20 protein-coding genes are annotated in these 23,789 nt (G+C 39.4%); 14 read left to right on the forward strand and 6 right to left on the reverse strand.

From position 1 onward, the window contains the following. Positions 1-340: 340 nt before the first annotated feature. The 3 genes from nifJ to H8692_RS06800 all read left to right on the forward strand — a co-directional run bounded on the left by nifJ (position 341) and on the right by H8692_RS06800 (position 7,492). On the forward strand, positions 341-3,883 hold the full coding sequence (gene nifJ, locus H8692_RS06790; protein WP_187525303.1) for a pyruvate:ferredoxin (flavodoxin) oxidoreductase: 3,543 nt from the start codon (positions 341-343) through the stop codon (positions 3,881-3,883). A gap of 230 nt (positions 3,884-4,113) precedes the next feature. Beyond that, positions 4,114-5,832 (forward strand): amidohydrolase, encoded by a 1,719-nt coding sequence (locus H8692_RS06795; protein ID WP_187525304.1) that lies wholly within the window; start codon positions 4,114-4,116, stop codon positions 5,830-5,832. 13 nt (positions 5,833-5,845) lie between these two features. Continuing rightward, entirely contained in the window at positions 5,846-7,492 is a 1,647-nt protein-coding gene (locus tag H8692_RS06800; protein ID WP_187525305.1) for an APC family permease, read from the forward strand. Between the two features lie 20 nt (positions 7,493-7,512). Here H8692_RS06800 and H8692_RS06805 read toward each other — a convergent pair whose 3' ends face one another. The 5 genes from H8692_RS06805 to H8692_RS06825 are packed head-to-tail and all read right to left on the reverse strand — an operon-like array spanning position 7,513 to position 12,276. Continuing rightward, positions 7,513-8,454 (reverse strand): helix-turn-helix domain-containing protein, encoded by a 942-nt coding sequence (locus H8692_RS06805; RefSeq protein WP_187525306.1) that lies wholly within the window; start codon positions 8,452-8,454, stop codon positions 7,513-7,515. A gap of 20 nt (positions 8,455-8,474) precedes the next feature. Continuing rightward, on the reverse strand, positions 8,475-10,886 hold the full coding sequence (locus H8692_RS06810; RefSeq protein WP_187525307.1) for a Kae1-like domain-containing protein: 2,412 nt from the start codon (positions 10,884-10,886) through the stop codon (positions 8,475-8,477). Beyond that, the gene (hypB, locus tag H8692_RS06815; protein WP_177270337.1) at positions 10,844-11,512 is read right to left on the reverse strand and encodes a hydrogenase nickel incorporation protein HypB; all 669 of its coding nucleotides are present in this window, start codon (positions 11,510-11,512) and stop codon (positions 10,844-10,846) included. Before hypB ends, H8692_RS06810 begins: the two co-directional genes overlap by 43 nt. Before the next feature lie 33 nt (positions 11,513-11,545). Continuing rightward, on the reverse strand, positions 11,546-11,887 hold the full coding sequence (hypA, locus tag H8692_RS06820) for a hydrogenase maturation nickel metallochaperone HypA (RefSeq protein WP_177270339.1): 342 nt from the start codon (positions 11,885-11,887) through the stop codon (positions 11,546-11,548). Positions 11,888-11,919: 32 nt separating this feature from the next. Continuing rightward, positions 11,920-12,276: a molecular chaperone Hsp90 gene (locus tag H8692_RS06825; protein WP_187525308.1), complete on the reverse strand. Its 357-nt coding sequence runs from the start codon at positions 12,274-12,276 to the stop codon at positions 11,920-11,922. A gap of 216 nt (positions 12,277-12,492) precedes the next feature. Here H8692_RS06825 and H8692_RS06830 point away from each other — a divergent pair, with 216 nt between their 5' ends. The 6 genes from H8692_RS06830 to H8692_RS06855 all read left to right on the forward strand — a co-directional run bounded on the left by H8692_RS06830 (position 12,493) and on the right by H8692_RS06855 (position 17,529). Beyond that, positions 12,493-13,998 (forward strand): sodium-dependent transporter, encoded by a 1,506-nt coding sequence (locus H8692_RS06830; protein WP_187525309.1) that lies wholly within the window; start codon positions 12,493-12,495, stop codon positions 13,996-13,998. Further along, entirely contained in the window at positions 13,995-14,102 is a 108-nt protein-coding gene (locus H8692_RS06835; RefSeq protein ID WP_177270345.1) for a methionine/alanine import family NSS transporter small subunit, read from the forward strand. Before H8692_RS06830 ends, H8692_RS06835 begins: the two co-directional genes overlap by 4 nt. A gap of 278 nt (positions 14,103-14,380) precedes the next feature. Continuing rightward, on the forward strand, positions 14,381-14,596 hold the full coding sequence (locus tag H8692_RS06840) for a HypC/HybG/HupF family hydrogenase formation chaperone (protein WP_177270347.1): 216 nt from the start codon (positions 14,381-14,383) through the stop codon (positions 14,594-14,596). Positions 14,597-14,600: 4 nt separating this feature from the next. Next, complete coding sequence (gene hypD / locus H8692_RS06845) at positions 14,601-15,647, forward strand: hydrogenase formation protein HypD (RefSeq protein WP_177270349.1); 1,047 nt, start codon at positions 14,601-14,603, stop codon at positions 15,645-15,647. Between the two features lie 11 nt (positions 15,648-15,658). Continuing rightward, positions 15,659-16,639 carry a hydrogenase expression/formation protein HypE gene (gene hypE / locus H8692_RS06850; RefSeq protein ID WP_177270351.1) on the forward strand — a complete coding sequence of 327 codons (981 nt, stop codon included), beginning with the start codon at positions 15,659-15,661 and terminating at the stop codon, positions 16,637-16,639. Between the two features lie 20 nt (positions 16,640-16,659). Then, positions 16,660-17,529 (forward strand): MBL fold metallo-hydrolase, encoded by an 870-nt coding sequence (locus H8692_RS06855; RefSeq protein ID WP_177270353.1) that lies wholly within the window; start codon positions 16,660-16,662, stop codon positions 17,527-17,529. On the opposite strand, the gene deoC is transcribed toward H8692_RS06855, so the two are convergent. Then, the gene (gene deoC / locus H8692_RS06860; RefSeq protein ID WP_187525310.1) at positions 17,530-18,195 is read right to left on the reverse strand and encodes a deoxyribose-phosphate aldolase; all 666 of its coding nucleotides are present in this window, start codon (positions 18,193-18,195) and stop codon (positions 17,530-17,532) included. It abuts the gene before it with no gap. Between the two features lie 164 nt (positions 18,196-18,359). Between deoC and metF the strand changes: the two genes are divergently transcribed. Genes metF through lgt form a run of 5 tightly spaced genes read left to right on the forward strand, consistent with a single transcriptional unit; the run spans position 18,360 to position 23,492 of the window. Next, complete coding sequence (gene metF, locus H8692_RS06865; protein WP_177270357.1) at positions 18,360-19,226, forward strand: methylenetetrahydrofolate reductase [NAD(P)H]; 867 nt, start codon at positions 18,360-18,362, stop codon at positions 19,224-19,226. An 11-nt stretch (positions 19,227-19,237) separates the two neighbouring features. Continuing rightward, entirely contained in the window at positions 19,238-19,879 is a 642-nt protein-coding gene (locus tag H8692_RS06870; RefSeq protein WP_177270359.1) for a vitamin B12 dependent-methionine synthase activation domain-containing protein, read from the forward strand. Then, entirely contained in the window at positions 19,869-22,286 is a 2,418-nt protein-coding gene (locus H8692_RS06875) for a homocysteine S-methyltransferase family protein (RefSeq protein ID WP_346727761.1), read from the forward strand. Before H8692_RS06870 ends, H8692_RS06875 begins: the two co-directional genes overlap by 11 nt. Continuing rightward, entirely contained in the window at positions 22,283-22,717 is a 435-nt protein-coding gene (locus H8692_RS06880) for a TFIIB-type zinc ribbon-containing protein (protein ID WP_243206935.1), read from the forward strand. Before H8692_RS06875 ends, H8692_RS06880 begins: the two co-directional genes overlap by 4 nt. A gap of 28 nt (positions 22,718-22,745) precedes the next feature. Next, entirely contained in the window at positions 22,746-23,492 is a 747-nt protein-coding gene (lgt, locus tag H8692_RS06885; protein WP_187525311.1) for a prolipoprotein diacylglyceryl transferase, read from the forward strand. Positions 23,493-23,789 lie beyond the last annotated feature (297 nt).

Raw genomic sequence — 23,789 nt, forward strand, 5'->3', positions numbered from 1 at the left:
AATATACTGGTAAAACTGTATTGATTCATAGCGTTCATTATACCAGTAAATCGCTGTTATAACAAGCATGCAAAGCGTGTTAAAAATTTACATTATAATGGGCACTGTTATATTGGTTATCAATAGGGATTATAAGGAATATTTTGGTCGATTTCTTGTATGATTGTATTTTGCATGTATATTGTATAATTTTTGGTACACGGTTGACGGAGGGGCTGGATTAAGTTAAAATTAATGGTAATGTGCTATAATAGGAATAATTTTAAATAGCTTAATAATTGCGTGATATTAGAATTTAGATCAATAATCGTGCAATATACATAATTAAATGGAGGTAATTATGGCAAACAAAACAATGAAGACGATGGACGGTAATACGGCTGCGGCTCACGTTTCTTATGCGTTTACTGACGTGGCTTCAATTTATCCGATAACACCGTCCTCTACTATGGCTGAAGTAGTAGATGAGTGGGCTGCCTATGGAAGAAAAAATATATTCGATCAGACAGTCAAGGTAGCTGAGATGCAGTCAGAGGCGGGAGCAGCAGGTGCGGTACATGGATCGCTTGCAGCAGGTGCGCTTTCAACTACATACACAGCATCACAGGGATTATTACTTATGATTCCCAATATGTATAAGATAGCCGGAGAACTTTTACCTGGAGTTTTCCACGTTGCTGCAAGAAGTGTATCAACTCACGCTCTCTGTATTTTCGGAGATCATTCCGATGTTATGGCCTGCAGACAGACAGGGTTTGCTATGCTGGCATCAGGTTCGGTACAGGAGGTAATGGATCTGGGCGGTATCGCTCACCTTGCGGCAATTAAAGGAAGAGTTCCTTTCCTTCACTTCTTCGATGGATTCAGAACATCACATGAAGTTCAGAAGATTGAAGTTTTCAGTTATGATGACTTTAAAAAATTAGTGGACTGGGAAGCTTTGCAGGAATTCAGAGACAAGGCGCTTAATCCGGAGCATCCTGTTATCAGAGGTACAGCTCAAAACCCTGATGTTTTCTTCCAGGGAAGAGAAGCTTCCAATAAATTCTACGAAGCTGTTCCTGAGATTGTAGTGGAATACATGGATAAAGTCAGCGAAATAACAGGAAGAAGCTACAAGCCATTTGACTATGTAGGCGCTCCTGATGCTGACAGAATTATTGTTGCAATGGGTTCTGTATGTGAAACTATAGAAGAGACTATTAACCACATGAACGCTCAAGGCCAGAAGGTAGGTCTCATTAAAGTGAGACTTTACAGACCGTTTGTAAAAGAGTATTTCATGAACGTTCTTCCTGAAACGGTTAAGAAGATTGCTGTTCTTGACAGAACTAAAGAACCTGGTTCACTGGGAGAGCCGCTTTATCAGGATGTAAAGACTTTACTCTTTGATGAGGACAATGCTCCTAAGGTTTACGGCGGACGTTACGGTCTCGGTTCAAACGATACTAACCCTGGTATGATTGAAGCTGTTTATGACAATCTTAATAAAGAAAAGCCGATGAACCATTTTACGGTAGGTATAGAAGACGATGTAACTAACCTTTCACTGCCGTACACACCGGGTATCGCTATGGAGCCGGAAGGTACGATCAAGTGTAAGTTCTGGGGTCTTGGCTCTGACGGTACTGTAGGCGCTAACAAAACTGCTATTAAGATTATCGGTGATAAGACTGATATGTACGCACAAGGGTACTTTGCTTATGACTCCAAGAAGTCCGGCGGAGTTACGATTTCACATCTGAGATTTGGGGAAAAACCTATTCAGTCAACATATCTTATAAATAGAGCTGACTTTGTGGCATGCCATAATCAGGCGTATATCAGACAGTATGATATGCTTAAAGACCTGAAAGAGGGCGGTACATTCCTGATGAACTCACTGTGGTCAGATGCCGAAATGAATGAACATCTGCCTGCTAAGGTAAAGAGAGACATTGCAAACAAGAAAATTAATTTTTATGCTATAGATGCAGGTGCAATTGCCGACAGCATAGGTCTGGGAAGCAGAATCAACATGATAATGCAGGCTGCATTCTTTAAGCTTACCAATGTAATTCCTATTGATGATGCTGTTAAGTATCTTAAAGAGGGTATCGAGAAATCATACGGTAAGAAGGGTAAGAATATAGTAGATATGAACTGCGCTGCCGTAGATCAGGGAATCACAGCTATAAGAAAAGTTGAGGTTCCGGCTGACTGGGCAAATGCAGAAGATCCTGCAGGCGAGAAGGTAGAGCTGCCTGAATTCATAGAGCAGATTCTCATTCCTATGAACAAGCAGGAAGGTGATTCACTGCCTGTAAGCGCATTTGACGGAATAGAAGACGGTACGTTCCCTTCAGGAACGGCAGCTTACGAAAAGCGTGGCGTAGGAGCACACTTGCCTGAATGGAAGCCTGAAAACTGCATACAGTGTAATCAGTGTTCATTCGTATGTCCGCATGCTGCAATCAGACCAATGCTTCTTGACGATGCGGAAAAAGCTAACGCTCCTGAGGGCTTTGAGACTATCAAGGCTACAGGAAAGGGTATGGAGGGACTTCAGTACAGAATGCAGGTTTCGGCTCTTGACTGCTTAGGATGTGGAAACTGTGCCGACATTTGCCCTTCAAAGAACAAGGCTCTCGTAATGAAGCCGTTTGCAGAGGTGGAAAAGGAAAGCAAGAACTGGGATTACGGTATTAAGCTTCCGAGAAAAGAAGAGAAGGTAAATACTCATACAATCAAGGGAAGCCAGTTTGCTAAACCTTATATAGAATTCTCAGGCGCATGCGCAGGTTGCGGAGAGACTCCTTATATCAAGCTGGTAACTCAGCTCTTTGGTGACAGAATGATGATTGCCAATGCAACAGGATGTTCATCAATCTGGGGTGCTTCGGCTCCTTCAATGCCTTACTGCAAGGATGAGAACGGCAGAGGTCCTGCATGGGCAAATTCTCTGTTTGAGGATAACGCAGAGTACGGCTACGGAATGGTAATGGCAGATAAGCAGCTGAGAAATAAGCTTGAAGAAATGATGAGAGAGTTGCTTGAGCTGGATGCTGATGAAGCGCTTAAGACGGCAATGACAGAATGGATAGAATATAAGAACGATGGAAGCGAAACGAGAGAAAAGAGTGATAACGTAATCGCAGCTATCGCAAATCTTAAGTCTGATGATGCAAGAGTTAAAGAGCTTTGCGGAAAGATTATGGAGTTTAAGGATCACCTTGTTAAGAAGTCATTCTGGGCTCTCGGCGGTGATGGATGGGCTTATGATATCGGTTATGGCGGTCTTGACCACGTACTGGCATCAGGCGAAAATATCAATATTTTGGTATTCGATACAGAGGTTTACTCCAATACAGGCGGTCAGGCGTCAAAGTCAACTCCTGTAGCAGCTATAGCCAAGTTTGCGGCAGCAGGTAAGAGAGTGAAGAAGAAGGACCTTGGTCTCATGGCAATGTCATATGGATACGTATATGTAGCTCAGGTAGGAATGGGTTCCGATAAGAACCAGCTTATGAAGGCTATAATAGAGGCAGAGCAGTATGACGGACCGTCCATCATTATCGCTTACGCTCCTTGTATCAACCATGGCCTTAAGAAGGGTATGGGTAAGGCACAGGAGAACATCAAGGATGCTGTAGATTCAGGTTACTGGCATCTTTACAGATACAATCCTGAGCTTAAGGAAGAAGGAAAGAATCCGTTTATTTTAGACTCAAAAGAGCCTACAGAAAGCTTCAGAGACTTTATCATGGGGCAGGTAAGATATTCCTCACTAGCTAAGGAATTTCCTGATGTAGCGGAAAGACTCTTTGAAATGACGGAAGAAAACGCTAAGTCTAAGTACTACACTTATAAAGAATTAGCTGATAGAGATAAGGCATTGCTGTAACATCATAAAAAATCAGATGATTGCAGAAATCCATTAATTAAAAGTATAAAAAACGACGTTTTATCATGTGATAAGACGTCGTTTTTTATTTCAGAAAGTAGTCGAATTCTTATGAAAATAACTGATTTTTTAAGATAAAAAGAGTCTTTAAATTTTTTTATCGTAAATATATCATAAAATAAAAAATCAGATAATTCTAAATAAAATCATTAGATTGTGGAGGTACCTTTATGTATGCGGATTTGGCTTTAATAAATGGAAAAGTATACTCTCCCATTGCAGGAGAGGAGATTTTGAGAGGAGAAGCTGTGTTGGTAAAGGAAGGGATAATAAAGAAAGTATGCAGTAATGAAGAAGTTTATGAATACATCGATAAATATACAGAAGTAATTGACTGTAAAGGGAATTCTGTATTGCCAGGACTTTGCGATGCACATTGCCATCCTAATTGGGCGGCCGGGATATTTGAATCATGTCAGCTTTTTGATATAGATGGAAGTGAAAAAGAATATAGCAATGATGTAATAAAGAGATATCTGGAGAGGATAAAAGAGTATTTGGATAAAAATAAAGAAGCATATGTGATAAGGGGAACGGGATGGAATAGAGCATTTTTTTCAGGAGTATGCAAAGAACCTCGATGGCCTACACGTCACGATTTGGATAAAGTTTGTAAGGATAAGCCATTGGTGATGGAGTCATATTGTCAGCATGTATTATGGGTTAATACGAAGGCGATAGAATTATCGGGATTATCCGAGAAAACCATATCTCCTAAATCAGGAGGATTTACAAGGGAAAAATCAGGATATCCGGCAGGTATATTTTTTGAAATGGAAGCACAGGACTTAATAAAAGAAAATTTACCCGGATATGACTATTCGGTAGAACAATATAAAAATACTATCTTGAGATTCCAAGAAGAGTTGGCTAATCCGTATGGAGTAACATTGATAAATGACTGCTTGCATACAAAAAATGCTGCAGATGCTTATAAACAGTTGGCAGAGGAAGGGAGGCTTACGTTTAGAGCAAGGGGTGTATATCATTTCAATGATTGCCGTGACTTAACTCAAATAGATGATATTAAGAAAGATATTGGCAAATATGATGTAAATGATATGTTTCAGATAAACACGATAAAAATTTTTGCGGAAGGAGAATTCATGACTTTGCAGCCATATGAAGAAAAGTTTTTGAAAGAACAGAATCTTTCGGATGGATATTGCGGAAAAGCTTTTTATGATGACGCTGTAATTATGAAGGCAGTAACCGAGGCAATGAAAACCGGATTGCAGATACATATACATGCTATGGGAGATCGTGCGGTGAGACAAGCAGTCAAGAGTATAGTTTATGGTCAGAATATAACAAATATAAGGAAAAGAAATGTGATAGCTCATTTAATGATTGTCAGCGAAGAGGACATGAGAATGATGGGAAATAATGATATTATTGCCAACTGCCAGCCGCGATGGATGATATATGATTCAGATGCAGATGAGTTTTATCAAAAAATTGTTGGGAGAGAACGGACTCTTAGATGTTATCCTAATGGGAGTTTGCTTGACTCAGGCTGTGTAGTTTCATATGGAACTGATTTTCCCGTAACACCTCCGCCTAATCCTTTTCATGGGATACAGTGCGCAGTAACAAGAAGTGTTTTTGTAGGAGATAGTAAAGAATATGAAAAATATAAAGGCTATGTTCTCGGGCCGGAAAATAATCCGGCAAAGGAGTGCGTATCTTTGAGACAGGCCGTAAAGAGTAGTTCATGGAGCGGAGCATACCAGATGTTCACGGAAGATATTACAGGAAGTGTTGAGGAAGGAAAATCGGCGGAGCTGATTGTTCTGGATAGGGATATAGAACAGTGTTCTGCAGATGAGCTTTATGATATCAAAGTGAATGCGACGGTATTCAAAGGGAAAGTTGTTTATTCATCATAGGAAAGGAGAAAAAATGGAACATAATAATTCTGTAAATATCGTTCGCGGAGTTGACGGGCTGAAAAAAAGAAAAATGAGTGTATGGGCAATAGCATTTATTATTTACTGCATGACAGCAGCCGGAGCATTCGGAATCGAAGCAATGATACCATCATGTGGTCCGGGAATGACTATTGTGATTCTTACCGTGCTGCCAATAGTATGGGTAATACCAATATGCCTTGCAGTGTCAGAGCTGTCAGCATTCATGCCTGAAGAAAGTGGGATGTATGTATGGACAAAAGAAGCCTTCGGAGAGGCGTGGGGATTCTGCATGGGCTGGTGGGGCTCTTTATCAGTTTATCTTGGTATGGCTTCATATGTAGTTCTGGTTGTGGGGTATGTAGAGAAATTTATAGATTTGAGCCCGACAGCGGCTATGTGTATCAAAATGGGAATGGTATTGATATTTACTTTGGTTAATTTGTTGGGGATAAAAGAGGTTGGGATTATAAGTACTGTTTTTTCTGCTATAATACTTGCGGCATTTGCTCTTGTTACGGTAGTTGGGTTTGCTAACTGGAATTATAATCCGGTGAGCCCCTTTATTCCGGAAGGACAGGGAATTCTTGAAAGTATAGGGACAGGTCTTTGCATAGGAATATGGATGTATTGCGGGTATGCCGTTGTTTCAAATATGGCGGGTGAAATAGAGAACCCTAAGGTGATTCCAAAGGCATTCAAAATCATAATACCGATAATAGCTTTAAGCTATATATTGCCCACCTTAGCGGGTTTATGTTCTTTAGGCAATTGGCAGCTTTGGGGAATAGATACAGGTAATGGGGGATTTGACTATGCCAGTGTTTTAACCTCTAATATAGGAAAGGGATGGGGAGTGGTATTTCTCATATGTGCGATAATTGCTCAATGCGGCATATTTAACTCATATATAGCTGCAGGTTCAAGAAGTTTCTTTGTTTTAGGAGATGACAGATTGTGTCCGCATTTTCTTACTAAGCTGTCAAAAAAGAGAAAAATTCCATATTGGCCTATATTAATATTAGCGGCTGTAACAATGATGCTGATGAATCTGGATTTTTCAATGTTGCTTACTATAATAGCTCCTCTGGGACTGATTTGTTATGTAGTGCTTGCTTTTGTATTTGTAAAAATGCGAAGGAAGTATCCTGTGAAAAACAGGGGAGATGTATATTATGCAAAAGGCGGAAAAGTTATAGAGGTTTATATAGTTGTATGCCCGATACTGGTAGGGATATTGGCATTGCTTGTCAATGGCACAGAGTATTTTCTTATAGGATTTATTTCAATAATATCGGGTATGGTGTTTTATGTAATATTTAAATTTTTTTATGGAGGCATGGCCAAATGTGATCCCAAGAAATATCCTTTGAATGAGAAAACAAGGCTGGCTAAAGGAGATTCTGTGAGGATAGGGATTTTTTTCATGCTGTTTGGGATACTGCTTATTATAGGAGGGTTTTTCCTAAACTGGTACGAGGGGGATTACGGCGCAGAATATTATATGACAATGTATGGATCGGGTGTAATGAGTGATTTTAAGCTAATGATAAGCATTGCGAAGATAGGTGGCTTAATACTGACTTTAGGTGGAACGATTTTGTATATTGTAGGAAAGAAAAAAGATCCTATAATATAAAAATGAAAAAGGCAAGTTGTTTATTTCAGCAACTTGCTTTTTAAGTATTCACAAATTTTTTTTTCGATTAAAGGCAGAGATTCTTCCGGGGAAAAATAATAAAAGTCATTTTGAATAAGTGAATTTTCATGACTTTTTTTTCTATGCTGGAAGGGCGTTGTTTTCCAAAACTCTTTAAAATATTTATGAAGATATTTCTTGGAAGAAAAGCCGCAGATGTCGGAAATCTCTTGTATAGGCAGATCTGTTTTCAGTAAAAGTTTCTCTGCTTCAAAACAACGTATATAGTTGAGCATTTTCGTGAACGAATGAAAGGATGTTCTTTTTAGAAACTGAGAAAAATAATTTTCGTTGATATATTCGTTTTGAGCGATCTGAGAAAGTGTTATTTTTTCGTTATAGTGTTTTTGTACATAAGAAAGTATACGGTCAAGCCTGTTTTTAAATTTTTTGCTGTCTTCAGATGTGAATGTTTCGATAGAAAACCAAGTAAAGTAATTTACGACCAGATCTAAAAGGATATTGGCTATCTTGTTATATGATTCTGTAAAATGTGTATCGCGGGATGCATAAATATATGAGGCTGTAAGAAGGGCTTCATATATTTTCTGTAAATGTGGTATATGATGAGGCTTACATAGTTTGGTAGCACATGAAAAATACATGTATTTGATTTTCTCCCATGGATATATACAGTTTTTTATATCTATGTGAAACAGCAAAATAATATTGTCGGAATCAGCTTGTATAGAATGAAAATTTTCGTGTTCTATGAGAACTACTTCACCTTCATTGAGTATCATATGCTCATGGGCTATGTTGAAAACAGCGCTGCCCGAAAGACAATAAGCGAATTCCATGGCATTTTCATGACAGTGAAGGTTATAATTTCTTATATTTGCGATTGCGATATTTACAGGTGTTCCTGCTATATAACGGAGGCGTTCATTTTTTGTATACATTATATTTTCCTTTTGTATCATCATTTTTTTAGAAGGTCTTGTATTTCATGCATTGCCACATAGGCCTGCCCCAATGCAATACCTCCATCGTTAGGGCTTACTGAAATATTATAATATGGTATGAAGCCGCAGTCTCTTAATTTCTCAAGTACGCCTTCCATGAGAATTTTGTTTTGGAAAGTACCTCCGGTAAGAACTATTTGTGAAAGACCATATTTTTTACGTGTTGCAATACATTGATTTACGATGGCATCAATGACTTTGTTGTGAAATTGTAGTGCGAGGTCGGAAACAGTATCGACTCCGGGATGTTTTTTTGCAAATGAAGCAGCATCTTCAAGCATAACGGCGCATTGGCCTTCGTAGTTATTGTGGTTTTTTATTCCCAGCAAAGCAGATACCCCATCGAAAAGCCTTCCCATGCTGGAACTGCGAACTGTATTGACCCCGGAATTCAAAGCGGCGGTTATAAGTTTTGAGTCAGGTTGGTCTAATAAACTTTTTCTGCCAAAAGATATTATGTCAGAAATATCTATTGTTATATCTTTGCAGTGGCCTTCAGCGGAAGGATTATTTTTAAGATATCCGTTATCGTATGCATGAATATAACTTATAGCTGAGCGTCTTGCATCTCTTACAGATGAGTCGCCTCCTATCATATCTACATATTTCAAATGGGCAATTCTTTTGGCTTTTGATTTATGGCATATGAATATTTCTCCACCCCATATACATCCGTCAGTACCATATCCTGTACCATCGAAACTTATCCCTATAACCGGTTGTGACAGATTGTTTTCAGCCATTACCGAAGCAACATGAGCGTGGTGGTGCTGAACTCTTATCAACGGCAGATTATAAGTTTTAGCGTAATTTTCGGCAAAACCTGTTGTGTAATAGAGCGGATGCATATCACAAACGACTGCATTGGGTTTTATTCTGAAAAGCCCGCAAAATCTGTCGATATTTTCACTGTACAGATTCTGGTTTTCAACAGTATCCATGTCTCCGAAAAACTGGCTCATATAAACGAAATGTTCTTTGGTAACAGCGAAAGAATTTTTCAGCTGGCTGCCGGATGCAAGGATCATAAGAGGATCAGTGCTGTTTTTAACATTTTTTAATTTTTTGGTGATATTGCTGTCTGATACAGGAGATGAATTGGTATCAGGGTGATTCTGATGAAAATTTATAGCGAAATCATTGTTATTGTTTTTTGTGTCTGAAATATCGATATAAAGCGGGACAGGGGCATAACCTTTTGACCTTCTTATCATCTGAGGCTGGCCATCTATAACGCGTACTACAGAATCATCTGCTCGGACTCTTATCTGGCGAGCATTATATATCATACCGTCTATAAGAGGGTTTCCATTCATCATCTCAATCATTTCGCCTTCATCTTTTATCATAGGCATATCTGAAATATTGGCACTGGTAAATATGAGAGGACTTATACGGTCAAGGAGTATATATTGAGCGGCGAAGCTTGGCAGAAAGCTGCCTATGAAGCGGCTTTTTTTTATTTCTTCATACGGAAGTTCTTTATGTTCCAGCAGTATTATAGGGCGAGCTGAAGAATTCAGAAGTTTTTCCTCAATATCGTCTATGCTGCAGTAATTTTTAACTTGATCAACATCTCTGAACATCACTGCGAAAGGTTTTGATTCCCGATTTTTGATATGTCTGAGTTTTGCAGTAGCTTTATCATTAAAAGGGTCAGCAAGGAGATTATAGCCTCCGACGCTTTTAAATGCTATTATACCGCCATTTTTTAATATTTTCGAGGCATTGTCCAGTATTTCACTATCACCTTCTAAATTTGATATTACAGTGTCTGAGGCATTGGGATTTTCCTTCCATAAAAGCTGCGGTCCACAGTTGTGGCAGGATATAGTCTGGGCATGATATCTCCTGTCGTGAAGATCTGTGTATTGATTTTTACAGAAACTGCACATAGAAAAATCCATCATAGCTGTATTTTCTCTGTCATAAGGTATTTTATCTATGATGGTGTACCTTGGTCCGCATATCATGCAGCTTATAAAAGGATGCTGATAGCGTGGATCTGTTTTGGTGTAAAGTTCGCGGAGACAATCAGGGCATATAGCCAGATCTGCCGGAAGCATAGCTGCCTCATTATCTCCTCTGTCGCTTTTGATAATGGTGAAAGTATCGAAATCACAATATTTAATAGGTTCGCGTTTGATGTGAACAATTTCTGCAGGTGCAGGTTTGCTGCGGACAAGTTCATCTATGAATGAAGATATACGAAGGGGTGTATCTGTTACGGTTATTTCCACCAGGCCGCCTATATTCAGAACTTGCCCCTTCATATTGAACTTATCGGCTATTTTTGCGACATATGGTCTGAATCCTACTCCTTGGACTATTCCCCAGAGTTTAATTCTTTCGCTTTGTTTTGCAGCCACTTAGCTACCTCCTCGTAACCTTCGCCAGTCTTTCCCGAAACTTTGAATACGGGAACATTCTTGTTGAGTGCTCTTACACCCTTCATAAAATATTCTTCATCAAAATCCAGATATGGTACCAGGTCAATTTTGTTAAGGAGGATTATATCTGCTTTTTCAAATGCCAGAGGATATTTATAGGGTTTGTCGCTTCCTTCAGTAACAGTGGAAATCAGCATCATTATATGTTCACCTATGGTGAATTCTGCAGGACATACAAGATTGCCGATATTTTCGATAAAGAGGATGCCCGGTTCGCTAAATGCTATATGTTCTGTGGCGTGTTGCACAAGAGGAGCATCAAGATGGCATTCGCCGTGAGTATTGATCTGATGAGTTTCTATTCCAAGTGAATTGAGATCTTTGGTATCGATATCAGACTCTATATCACCTTCGATTACATATGGTTTGATGTCCAGATGTTTGGCTAAATTCTTCAGTGTAGTGGTTTTGCCTACTCCCGGTGCACCCATTTCATTTACTACTAATATACCGTGAGCAGTCATATGCTCATTGACATGTCCGGCTATGTGATCATTTTCATCTAATATGCCTTCCATTACGTTTATTTTTTTTATGTCATGCATTTTTATTCCCTCCGCTGTATTTGCTTAAATAATCTATTCTATTTCTATGCTTTCGATGTAAAACTCCTTGCCTATTTCGGTAGGTTCTCCTTGCTCTCCGCATTTTGGGCATTCAAAGGACATGGGCTTTTTTTCGAAAAGCTCTCCGCAGTGCGGACATTTGAGCTTGGGTTTTATATGGTTTATGTTTACAAGAGCACCTTCGCATATAGTATCCTGAGCTATTATATCAAAATACATCTGGACAGATTCACCTACGTATCCGGAATAGTCTCCAATCACAAGATTTACTGTTGTTACTTTTTTTCCGCCGGATTTTTTGCAGTGATCTGTGGCTATTTTTATTATTTGTTCTGTTATTGGATATTCATGCATATCAGTATTTTCCCCATAAAAGTAAAATAGATTTAAAGCATTTCATTTTTTCTGTCCAGTATATCGGAAACAATCAAGCATGCAGGGCAGTCGCAGTATTTGGCGCCGTTGGCCTTTATCTGTATGGCATGTTTTTCTATGCTTAATGCATTATCAGCTCCGAAATATTCCTTCCCTTTTTCAGAACTCGCAAAATTTATGAGATTATCTATAGGCATGATATCTGCTTCAAGCTCAGCAATGTATCTTATGGTTTCTTCCTTTTCGTTATCGGTTCCGACTGCATTGAGCCATCTTTCTGCAGATTCTTTTGTTTCTGCACTGCAAGTAGGAGCGTTTATAAGTTCGTGAGTTTTTTTGACAATATAGTCTAAAGTTTCTTTTTTCATAAATTAAGAACACCTTCTTTCTTTTTTATGTAATATTATATCATGTTCATAAGGGTCTGTACAATTATGTAAATGGTCATCGAGGGAAATTTTGATCGGATAATCTTTGAATATATTGACATTTCCTGCTTTGTCAATATATAATTATTGGACACATTACGTGATGATTATGTGGTTGTTGTCATCATTATTTTTTTTTGAGGAGAGTGAAATATTTTGAGAGACCAATGGAATAACAAGCTGGGCTTTTTAATGGCGGCTATAGGCTCGGCAGTAGGACTGGGGAATTTATGGAGATTCCCGTATGTTGCAGCTACCAACGGAGGCGGAGCATTTTTGATTCCGTATTTTTTTGCTATTATTACGGCCGGTATACCTATTTTGATTCTGGAATATACTATGGGAAAGACATACAGAGGAGGAGCTCCGGTTACTTGGGCAAGGATTAATCGTAAGTTCGAGTGGATCGGATGGTTTCAGGTAATGGTGGCGTTTGTCATAGGGACATATTATTTCGCTATCATTGTATGGGTACTCAGTTACATAGGATTTTCGTTTACACAGGCGTGGGGCGCTGATCCTTCCGGATTTTTTATGGAATATCTGGGTCTTACGGATGGTGCTTTGAACTTTGGAGGGATCAGAACTAATTTGATACTGCCGTTTATAATAATATGGGCTATTGTCGCCTTTGTTATGTATAAAGGTGTGAGCAAGGGAATAGAGATGATATGCAGGATATGTCTGCCTATATTATTTGTTCTTACTCTTGTGCTTGTAATACGGGGAATAACTTTGCCCGGAGCTGTTGATGGACTTGAATATATGTTTAAGCCTGACTGGGAGGCGCTTAAGGATCCGGGAGTATGGGTAGCTGCTTACGGTCAGATTTTTTACAGTCTGTCTATAGGTTTTGCTATAATGTTGGCGTATGCCAGTTACTTACCGCGAAAAACAGATGTGGTAAACAGTGCGTTTATAACAGCTACAGCGAATCATGGATTCGAAGTATTTGCAGGTATTGGAGTTTTCAGTATCATGGGATTTATGGCCATGCAGCAGGGTGTTTCGGTAGAGGAAGTAGCATCATCGGGCATAGGATTGGCGTTTATGACGTTCCCGACAGCTATAAGCGAACTTCCCGCTCTGAACGCATTGTTTGGAATCTGTTTCTTCGGAGCGCTGCTTACAGCAGGGATAACGTCAATGGTATCGATCCTTCAGGCAGTTGTTTCGGGCTTCCATGATAAATTTGATATAGAGCATAAAAAAGCTGTGACTATTGTTCTTGTTCCGACATTTGTTATCAGCATACTGTTTATTACAGGAGCCGGAATGAATATACTTGATATAGTCGATGCCTTTATCAATAATATAGGTGTTGCATCAGGCGGAGTTATAGAAGTGATTCTTATCACGAGATTCTTTAACCCCGAGAAACTGCGTAAAGAGGCCAATGAGTTTTCTAATTTCAGTATAGGTCAGTGGTGGACATACTCTCTGAGAATTGTAACGACGATAGTTCTGGGAGTAATGCTGTTTCTTAATACAAAGGATTTTATTGTTAATGGATACGGTAATTATTCATCTGCTGATGTAAATGTTTTTGGATGGGGATGTATATTGTTTGTCGTTGTTCTTGCAGATTTTCTTACAACAATGAAAGGCAAGGAAGGATATGCGGACCTTGATAAAATCTCACAAAAGGAGGCAGCGAAATGAGTACAAGCGCAATCATTTTGATGGTAATAGGATGTGTTGGATTATGGGGAGGTTTCGCAGTATCGTGCGCCATAGCGTTTAAACACAGTAAAAAAGAAAAATAGTTTCATGGTAAGCGGATTTTAATTCTGACAGTTTTGATACACTCGGTATATAAGTATACCGAGTGTTTTTGTTATACAGTAAGTATGTCAAAAATCGTTTAAATCTCAAAGATCGAGAAAATAAATATAAATATTTTTCAGAAGAGTATTTCTGTGCAATTGGTAATAAATATAAGGTCCGAATGTGTTTACGAATCATGCAAATAATTGTATAATGATGAAGGTTTGGAAAATCATATTAAGGGATCTGATATTTTCTGATCCCTGAGGAGGAAAATATGTGTATAGCTATACCCGGAAGGGTTATGGAGCTTTCAGACGGTAAAGCAAAAGTGGATTTTAACGGAAATACGGTTGATGTAAATACAGGGCTTGTGGAACCTAAAGTGGGGCAGTATGTACTGGTACACGCGGGCTGTGCCATAGAAGTTATGGAACAGGATAAAGCTCAGGAATTGATAGAGTTGTTTACCGAACTGGAGGAATTACAGTAAAATAATGGATATAAAAGAGATAATTGATTATCTGAAGGCGTATGACGGTAAAAAGTTGAAAATAATGGAAGTATGTGGGACTCATACGGCGGCTATATTTAAAAACGGCATAAGGAGCTTGATATCAGACAGAATAAAGCTGATATCAGGACCGGGCTGTCCTGTATGTGTTACGCCTACAGCATATATAGACAGATGTATAGAGTATGCGTCAAAAGAAAACCATACACTGCTTACGTTTGGGGATATGATGAAAGTACCGGGGGAAAAAGGCAGCCTGTCAGAGGTGAAAGGAAATGGCAATGTGAATATACAGATAATGTATTCACCTTTTGAAGCTATAGATAAGGCAAAAGCAAATCCGGATATCACATATGTTATAGCTGCGGTAGGGTTTGAGACTACTGCGCCTGCATATGCTCTGATGATAAAGGAAGCTCGCCGGGAGGGTATAGAGAATATAAAACTGGTTACAGCTTTAAAAAAGGCTATACCAGCTTTACAGTGGATATGTGAAAACCAAGAGGATGTGGATGGTTTTATATGTCCAGGTCATGTGAGCGTTATAACAGGTAGCCGTGTTTATGAACCTTTGGCCCGATGTTATAATAAGCCTTTTGTGGTAGCGGGTTTTGAAGCTGAACATATACTGGCAGCCATATATAGGATTGTAAGACAACTGGAAAGCGGTGAGGCTAAAGCAGAGAACCTTTATAAAAACGCAGTGAAACAGAGCGGCAATGAAAAGGCGGTAGAAGTCATGGAATACGCTTTTGAAGAAGGTCCGGCTATGTGGCGGGGTCTTGGTATAATAGAAGATTCGGGACTGTATCTTACAGGACCGTTCAGCCGGTATGACGGGGGCAGCAGAGATCTGTATGAAGATATGGAGCTTCCTTCAGAATGTCGATGCGGTGATGTGATAGTAGGAAGAATGAATCCGGATCAATGCCCTATGTTTGGAAAAAAGTGCAGTCCTATGAATCCTTTCGGACCTTGTATGGTTTCATCCGAGGGAGCATGTGGCATATGGTACAGGAATGTTCATTAAGGAGAATTGCGATGAAAATAACTATGGCTCACGGAAGCGGAGGTAAATCTTCTGCTCAGCTTATGAGCGATATATTCGGAAAATATTTTAAAAATGAGATTTTGGACAGAATGGAGGATGCGGCAGTTCTTGATGTAAGCGGTAAAATTGCGTGCAGCACTGATTCATTCGTAGTTACACCGCTGATATTCAGCGGCGGGGATATAGGCAAGCTGTGTGTATGCGGCACAGTCAATGATCTTCTGATGATGGGTGCAGTTCCAAAGTATATAACATGCGGTTTTATCATGGAGGAAGGGCTTGAAACGGGGCTTCTTGATAAAATAGTGGAGTCTATGGCAAGACAGGCTCGTGAAGCCGGTGTTGTTATAGTTGCAGGAGATACAAAGGTTATTGAAGGAAACGGGGGGCTGTATATAAATACGACAGGCATCGGTGAGATACCGGCCGGAAGAAATGTCAGCAGCAGCAACTGTGAACCGGAAGACGTGGTGATAGTGTCAGGAAACCTCGGAGATCATCATGCGTGTATATTGAGCCATAGAATGGAGATTGAAAACCATATAAAAAGCGATTGTGCAGCTTTAAATGACGTTGTGGACAGTCTTTTTGAAAACAGTATAAATGTTAAAACGATGAGAGATGTTACAAGAGGAGGACTTGGTACGGTTCTCAACGAAATTGCCGATAGTTCGGGATGCATGATAGAATTGAATGAAGAAAGTATTCCCGTAGATGATGAGGTAAGAGGATTCTGTGACATCCTTGGTCTTGATCCTCTATATATGGGAAACGAGGGCAAAATGATAGCAGTCGTTTCGGGAAAGGATGCAGATAAAGCTCTTGAGGCTATTAGAAACACGAAGCATGGAAAAAATGCTGAGATTATAGGAACTGTGAAAACGGGGAGCGGAGCTTATATAAAAACAAGACTGGGAGCCACCAGAAGGTTTGATGTGCTTTACGGAGAGGGACTCCCGAGAATATGTTAAATCAAGGAGAGATCTGAGGTATGAGGCTTAAACAAGTAGGGGAGAAGACATATTATATTGAACATGATACCAATATAGGCGTATATATGACAGGCAGGGACAGAGTATGTCTGATAGATACAGGTTCCAAAGGGGACGGAGAGAGCATAGATGAGATCATAAGCAATCAGGGATGGTCTGTGGATTATATAATAAATACCCATACTCATATAGATCATCTTGGAGGCAATGAGTATCTCATGAAAAAATATCATATTCCTGCATATTGTACGGAATATGATATGGCTTTTGCGCATTATTCAGATCTGGAGGCTGCCTATATGAATGGAGGATATCCATGCAGGAGACTTCGCAATATATTTTCTCATCCCGGGATGATAGGATTTGAGTCTATTGAAAGAAATCACTTGGAAGGCATAAGCTGGATATATCTTCCGGGGCATACATTTGGAATGATAGGATTGAAAACTTCCGATGACATCTGGTTTTTGGCTGATTCATATCTCAGCAGAAAATATCTGCAAAAACGAAGTTTCGGATATCTTTATGATGTAGAAGGATATTTGAATACACTGAAATGCATAAAAACTCTTGAGGGAGTCCTTTTTATACCGGCCCATGGTGTAGCTGAAAAGGATATAACAGAGATATCAGATTTGAATACAGCCAATATAATGAAAATGATTGGAATGATAAAAGATATATGTACCGAGTATATGTCTATTGACGGTATTCTGAAAAAAATGTATGAAAAAATGGGCATGAGATCAACTGTTTCTCAGCATGCGTTGCTTTCATCTACAGCAAAAAGTTATATAACTTATCTTCAGGATAGAGATGAGCTTGAATGTAGATTCATAGACAATATAATGATGTGGAAAGCTAAGTGATCATTTTTTGTTAAGATAATCTTTCATGATAGAGACTGAAGCGCTGCATCCAAGTCTGTCGGCGCCGGCTTCTATCATTTTTAATGCATCTTCAAGAGTTTTGATGCCTCCGGAAGCCTTGACCTTTACATTGTCTGAAGAAGATTTTGCCATCAGTTCAACGTGATGTGGGTAGGCTCCTCCTTCGCTGAAGCCTGTGGAAGTTTTTACAAAATCAACTCCTGTTGATGAGGCTATTTCGCATGCCTTTATGATCTCATCATTTGAAAGAAGGCATGTTTCAAGGATAACTTTGATCTGTGCGTTTTGTTTATGACACAGATCTGACAGCATAGACAGTTCATTTTCTACATAGTCATATCGGCAGTCTTTCAATGCACCGATGTTTATGACAATATCTATTTCATTTGCTCCATCTGAAAGAGCGTTTTCTATTTCGAAAGCTTTGGCTTCAGTAGTCATAGCGCCGAGAGGAAATCCGGCTACTGAGGTTATTTTTACATGGGTATTTTTAAGATTTTCGGCGGCAGTTTTTACGTAACAGCTATTGATACATACGGAAGCAAAGTCATATTCAGCGGCTTCTTTGCAGAGTTTTTTTATATCCGCTTGTGTTGATTCAGGTTTTAAAAGTGTATGATCAAAGTATTTGCTGAACTTTTTCATGTCAATATCCTCTTTTCTCTTGTTATAATGGTCTATGTAGTATATCATAATTGCTAAAACATTGCATTGCTTTATATTAGCATGTATAATATATTGTTAAATAATGACCGGTAAAATATGTTTTTATCAGCATTTTAAATAAAAAAATATAGGAAGTGATTATTATGAAAATACCTGAAATGTTTCAGCAAAAAAAACCTGTTTTTTCTATGGAGATTTTTCCTCCGAAAAAAAAGGCTAATATAGATTCGATTTATGAAACTGTAGAAAAACTGAAAGTGTGTGATCCTGATTTTATAAGTGTTACGTATGGGGCCGGTGGGAGTATGACGGACAATTATACATGTGAAATAGCATCCAATATTAAGAAGCGATTCGGCATAGAGACTCTGGCACATTTAACATGTATAAATTCATCCAGAGAAGATGTTAAAGAGATGATAGGGCGCTTTCAAGCGGCCGATATAAAAAATGTTCTTACCTTGAGAGGAGATATTGTTCCGGATCAGGATATAAAGAAGGATTTTCATCACGCTAATGAGCTGGCTATAGAGGTGCAGAGAAAATGCAATGACGATCTTGAGATCTTAGGCGCATGTTATCCTGAGGGTCATTATGAGAGCAAGTCTTTGGATGAGGATATTCAGAATCTTAAATATAAGATAGGCGCCGGAGTAAAGGTTTTGATATCTCAGCTTTTCTTTGATAATCAGCTTTTTTATGAATTTGTTGGGAAAGCCAGAATGATGGGGATAAATGTACCTGTATCAGCGGGGATAATGCCTATAATAAATTCAAGGCAAATAGAGAGAACGGTCGCTCTCAGCGGGGCGAGTCTTCCTCATGATTTTACAAAGATGATAGGCCTTTATGAAAATAAGCCGGAAGAACTCTTTGAGGCAGGTATTCAGTATGCGTCGGATCAGATAAGAGATCTGATAAAAAGCGGAGTGGATGGGATACATCTTTATATAATGAATAATCCTAAAGTAGCTTTGAGAGTTTATGACAATATAAAGGATCTTTTATAAGGTATTAAGCGATGAATATAGATATAACAGAACCTATTTCCAGAAAGAGATGGCTCAATGCGCTGGGAGCAGGAGATAAAGATGATTATTCTTTGATAGCGAGGCTGGATAAAGCTGAGAAAATTCTGTTTGAGTCAGCAAAACCTAAAGCAGTATATCGTGTGATGAACAGGAAAGATGTTAGAGTAGAAGGGTTTTCTCTTCAAAAGCATCTCGAAGGATGCCATAAAGTTGCAGTGATGGCTCTTACGCTTGGCATAGGTGTGGATAATGCCATCAGAAAGATGCAGATATCTGATATGGCTGAAGCAGTGATAATGGACAGTGGTGCGTCTGTTTTGGTGGACAGCCTCTGTGATAAGTTTGAAGAATACATCAGAAACAATGTTGATGAATACGTTACTTCAAGATTCAGTCCTGGATACGGGGATTCACCGCTCAGAATGCAGAAGAGTGTTATATCATATGTTGATGGACAGCGAAAGATAGGTCTCAATGTGACTTCAAGTAATTTGATGATACCGAGAAAATCTGTAACGGCGCTGATCGGCCTTTCCGAACATCCGGTAACAGGGCGGCTGGCTACGTGCGGGGAATGTGTTTTAAAAGATAAATGTACACTCAGGAAAGAAGGAAAATTTTGTGGCTATTGATTTTAGAGATAAGATATATATATTAGACGGAGCTATGGGGACCATGCTTCAGAAAGCGGGGATGAATCCGGAAGAAACAACTACTCAGTTTGGATTGAAACATCCGGAAATTTGGTATGACATTTTTACTCAATATATAAATGCAGGAGCGGATATAATATATGCAGGGACGTTCGGAATAAATAAGTTCAAGGCGGATGAGCTTGATATGTCTTTGGAGGAAGCGGTTGTCTGTGCCATGAATGTCGCAGACCGAGCGCGGAATGAGGCGTCAAAAGCTTCGGGAAGAGATGTAAAGATAGCTCTTGGCATAGGACCGCTGGGAGAATTGCTTGAGCCGATGGGTACATTGACTTTTGAGGAAGCCTATGATGCTTTTTCGCAGATCGTGAATGCCGGAAAAAACTGTGGCGCAGATCTTGTGGTCATAGAGACAATGACGGATCTTTATGAGGTGAAGGCGGCTGTACTGGCTGTAAAGGAAAATTCAAAGCTCCCTGTTATGGTATCCATGACTTTTGAGGAAAATGAGAGAACTTTTACTGGAGTCAGCCTTGAGGCGATGGCTCTTACACTTGAAGGATTAGGTGTTGACGCTATGGGAATAAATTGTTCATTAGGTCCGGTAGAGATACTGCCTATGGCAAGAAAGCTCAGGAGTCTTACATCGATTCCGGTGTTTGCTAAACCAAATGCAGGTCTTCCTGATCCTGAAACAGGTAAATACGACATAAGCTGCGATCAGTTTATAGACACCATGAAAGAATATATAGACTGCGGAATAAATATGGTGGGCGGCTGCTGCGGAACAACACCTGAATATATATCGGGGATTGCCAGGTACAGAGACAGCCTTGTACAGAAACCGCAGAAAGAAGAAAGTATAAAACATGGTCTCCGTATATGCAGCAGTACTGATGTGGTTACGGTGGATCATGTCACGGTGATAGGAGAGAGGATAAACCCTACCGGAAAGAAAAGGCTTAAACAAGCACTTTTAGAAAAGGATTTTGATTATATACTTAATCAAGCTATAGAACAGATAGATGCAGGCGCTGAAATACTTGATGTCAATGTAGGTGTCCCATCTCTTGATGATGTTGAAATGCTGCCTGAAGTCATCAAAAAACTTCAGTCTGTAACCGGGCTGCCTCTTCAGATAGATTCGTCAAATCCTAAGGCTATTGAAGCGGCATTAAGGGTGTATAATGGCAAGGCTATTGTAAATTCTGTAAACGGAGAACCTGAAGTTATGGACAGTATATTTCCCATAGTGAAGAAGTATGGGGCGGCAGTTATAGGGCTTACTCTGGACAGCGCAGGTATACCTGACAAAGCTGAGGACCGATTTGCCATAGCACAAAGAATACTTGATAAAGCTCTGGAATACGGAATTCCCAGGGAAGATCTTATAATAGACTGTCTTACTTTGACAGTGTCTGCTCAGCAGAAAGAAGCAGGAGAGACGCTTAAAGCTGTCAGGATGATCAAAGACAGACTCGGCCTCAAAACAGCTCTGGGTGTTTCAAATATTAGTTTCGGATTGCCTATGAGGATTCTGGTGAACAGGACTTTTCTGGCGATGGCTATGGAGTGCGGCCTTGATCTGCCTATAATAAATCCTAATGATGAAGATATGATGTCCGCGGTTTTTGCCTTTAATGTTCTTAAAAATGTAGATGAAAATGCTGTCAGATACATAGAAAGATATGGAGACTGTCAGCCGGAAATTTCTAAAACTGTTAAAAAGAGAGCTGCAGATTCTTCAGATACAAGTTCTTACAGTGATTCGGATATATTTTATTGTATAGAAAAAGGAATGAAAGCTGATACTGTAGCTGCTGTTAAAAAACTTCTTGAAAATCACAGTGAGATGGAGTTGGTAAATGATTTTCTGATTCCGGCTCTTGATAATGTGGGACAGGGGTTCGAAAAAGGAACCATATTCCTTCCTCAGATGCTGCAGGCGGCAACCGCAGCGCAGGCGGGATTTGATATAATAAAAACCAGACTCGCCGAATCAGATAAGGAATCAGTATCACTGGGAGAAGTTGTTATTGCTACTGTAAAGGGGGACATTCACGATATTGGGAAGAATATAGTGAAGGTAATAATGGAAAACTACGGGTATAAGATGATTGATCTGGGAAGAGATGTACCATCCGAGAAAATTGTTGAGACAGTAGTAGAAAAAAATATAAAATTGGTGGGATTAAGTGCATTGATGACAACTACATTAAAAAGTATGGAAGAAACCATAATAGCTGTTAAAACAGCGGCTCCTGATTGTAGGATTATGGTGGGAGGAGCAGTGCTTACAGCTGATTATGCAGAAAAAATAGGTGCGGATTTTTACTGCAAAGATGCTATGAAATCCGTAGAAGCAGCACAGGAGGTATTTGGATGAACAGATTTGGAATGTGGTTTGCTAATTTAATGAGAGGACGGTACGGGACTGATAATTTAAATAGATTTCTTTTGGTTATTGCTCTTATACTTGTGATAGCTGATATGTTTATAAGATGGAGGGTTTTGTATCTGATCGCAGTAATACTGTTGATATATGTATACTGCAGAATGTTTTCGAGAAACGTAAATGCCAGATACAGAGAGAATCAAAAATTCCTCCAGTTGACTGCAAGATTCAGAAAGAAGTCATCGGGGGCAGGAGGATATGCCGGCGGCAGTACATCCAGATGGAATGGGAAAGTAAAGGACAAGGATCATAAGATATTGAGATGTCCGGGCTGCGGTGAGAAACTCAGAGTTCCCAAAGGGGCAGGGAAAATAAATATAAGCTGTCCGCATTGCGGGACTAAGTTTATTAAGAAGGTTTGAACGAGACTGTCAGTAGAAGGAGGAAAATATGCCTACACCTGATCCGGTAGCTTTCTCTGTTTTTGGTATTGATATAATGTGGTACGCGGTTCTGATAACTTCGGGAATGATCATTGCCACAATAATATGCTGCAGACGAGCTCCTAAACATGATCTGACTTCAGATCAGATTCTTAATTTTGTTATAATATGTATTCCCTTGGCAATAATAGGCTCACGGATTTATTATGTGATGTTTAACTGGTCTATGTATTCAGGAAATATAAAAGACATATTAAATATCAGAGCCGGAGGCCTTGCTATACATGGGGGGCTTATAATGGGATTCATCATTGTGATGATACTCTGTTCTATATGGAAAATACGGCCTCTTAACGTATTGGACTTGGCGGCCCCCTGTATAGCTGTCGCTCAGTCTATAGGAAGGTGGGGAAATTATTTTAATTCAGAAGCTCATGGTGGGCCTACTGATCTGCCCTGGGCCATAACTGTAAATGGGCAGTCGGTTCACCCTACATTTTTATATGAGTCTATCTGGTGCTTCTTGTTGTTCCTTTTTCTCATATATATAGATAACAGGCGTAGATTTGAAGGGCAGACATTACTGCTGTACTGCGGGCTGTATTCAGCAGAAAGGTTTTTCGTGGAAGGGCTGCGGACTGACAGTCTTATGATAGGCCCATTCAGGCAGGCGCAGGTACTTAGCGCAACAGTGATAATACTTTGCGTCATTGCATATATTATATTATACAGACGTCATAGTAAAAACAGTTAAAGAAAAAGTCGGAAGTTCCCATATATAAGTTGATATGTGGGAACTTTTTCAATGCCTTCAATATTTTTTGAAATTCTGAAAATCAAAGACGCAGTATTTTAAATGTATCACATTGAAAAAGCCAGAGCAATACTATATAATAAGACACGCAAGTATTGAGACAGAAATGGGCAGATATGTTCATGTTATGAATGAATCACTGGCAAACGCAGTACACAGTTTCTAAAACAGGTGTGGCAGAGGCGTACAATAAATTTAATGAAAGGAAGAAATCTTTAAAGATCAAAGATTTCCGTA

It is taken from the genome of Lentihominibacter hominis (assembly GCF_014385065.1).
In the GTDB taxonomy this organism is placed as follows: domain Bacteria; phylum Bacillota; class Clostridia; order Peptostreptococcales; family Anaerovoracaceae; genus Lentihominibacter; species Lentihominibacter hominis.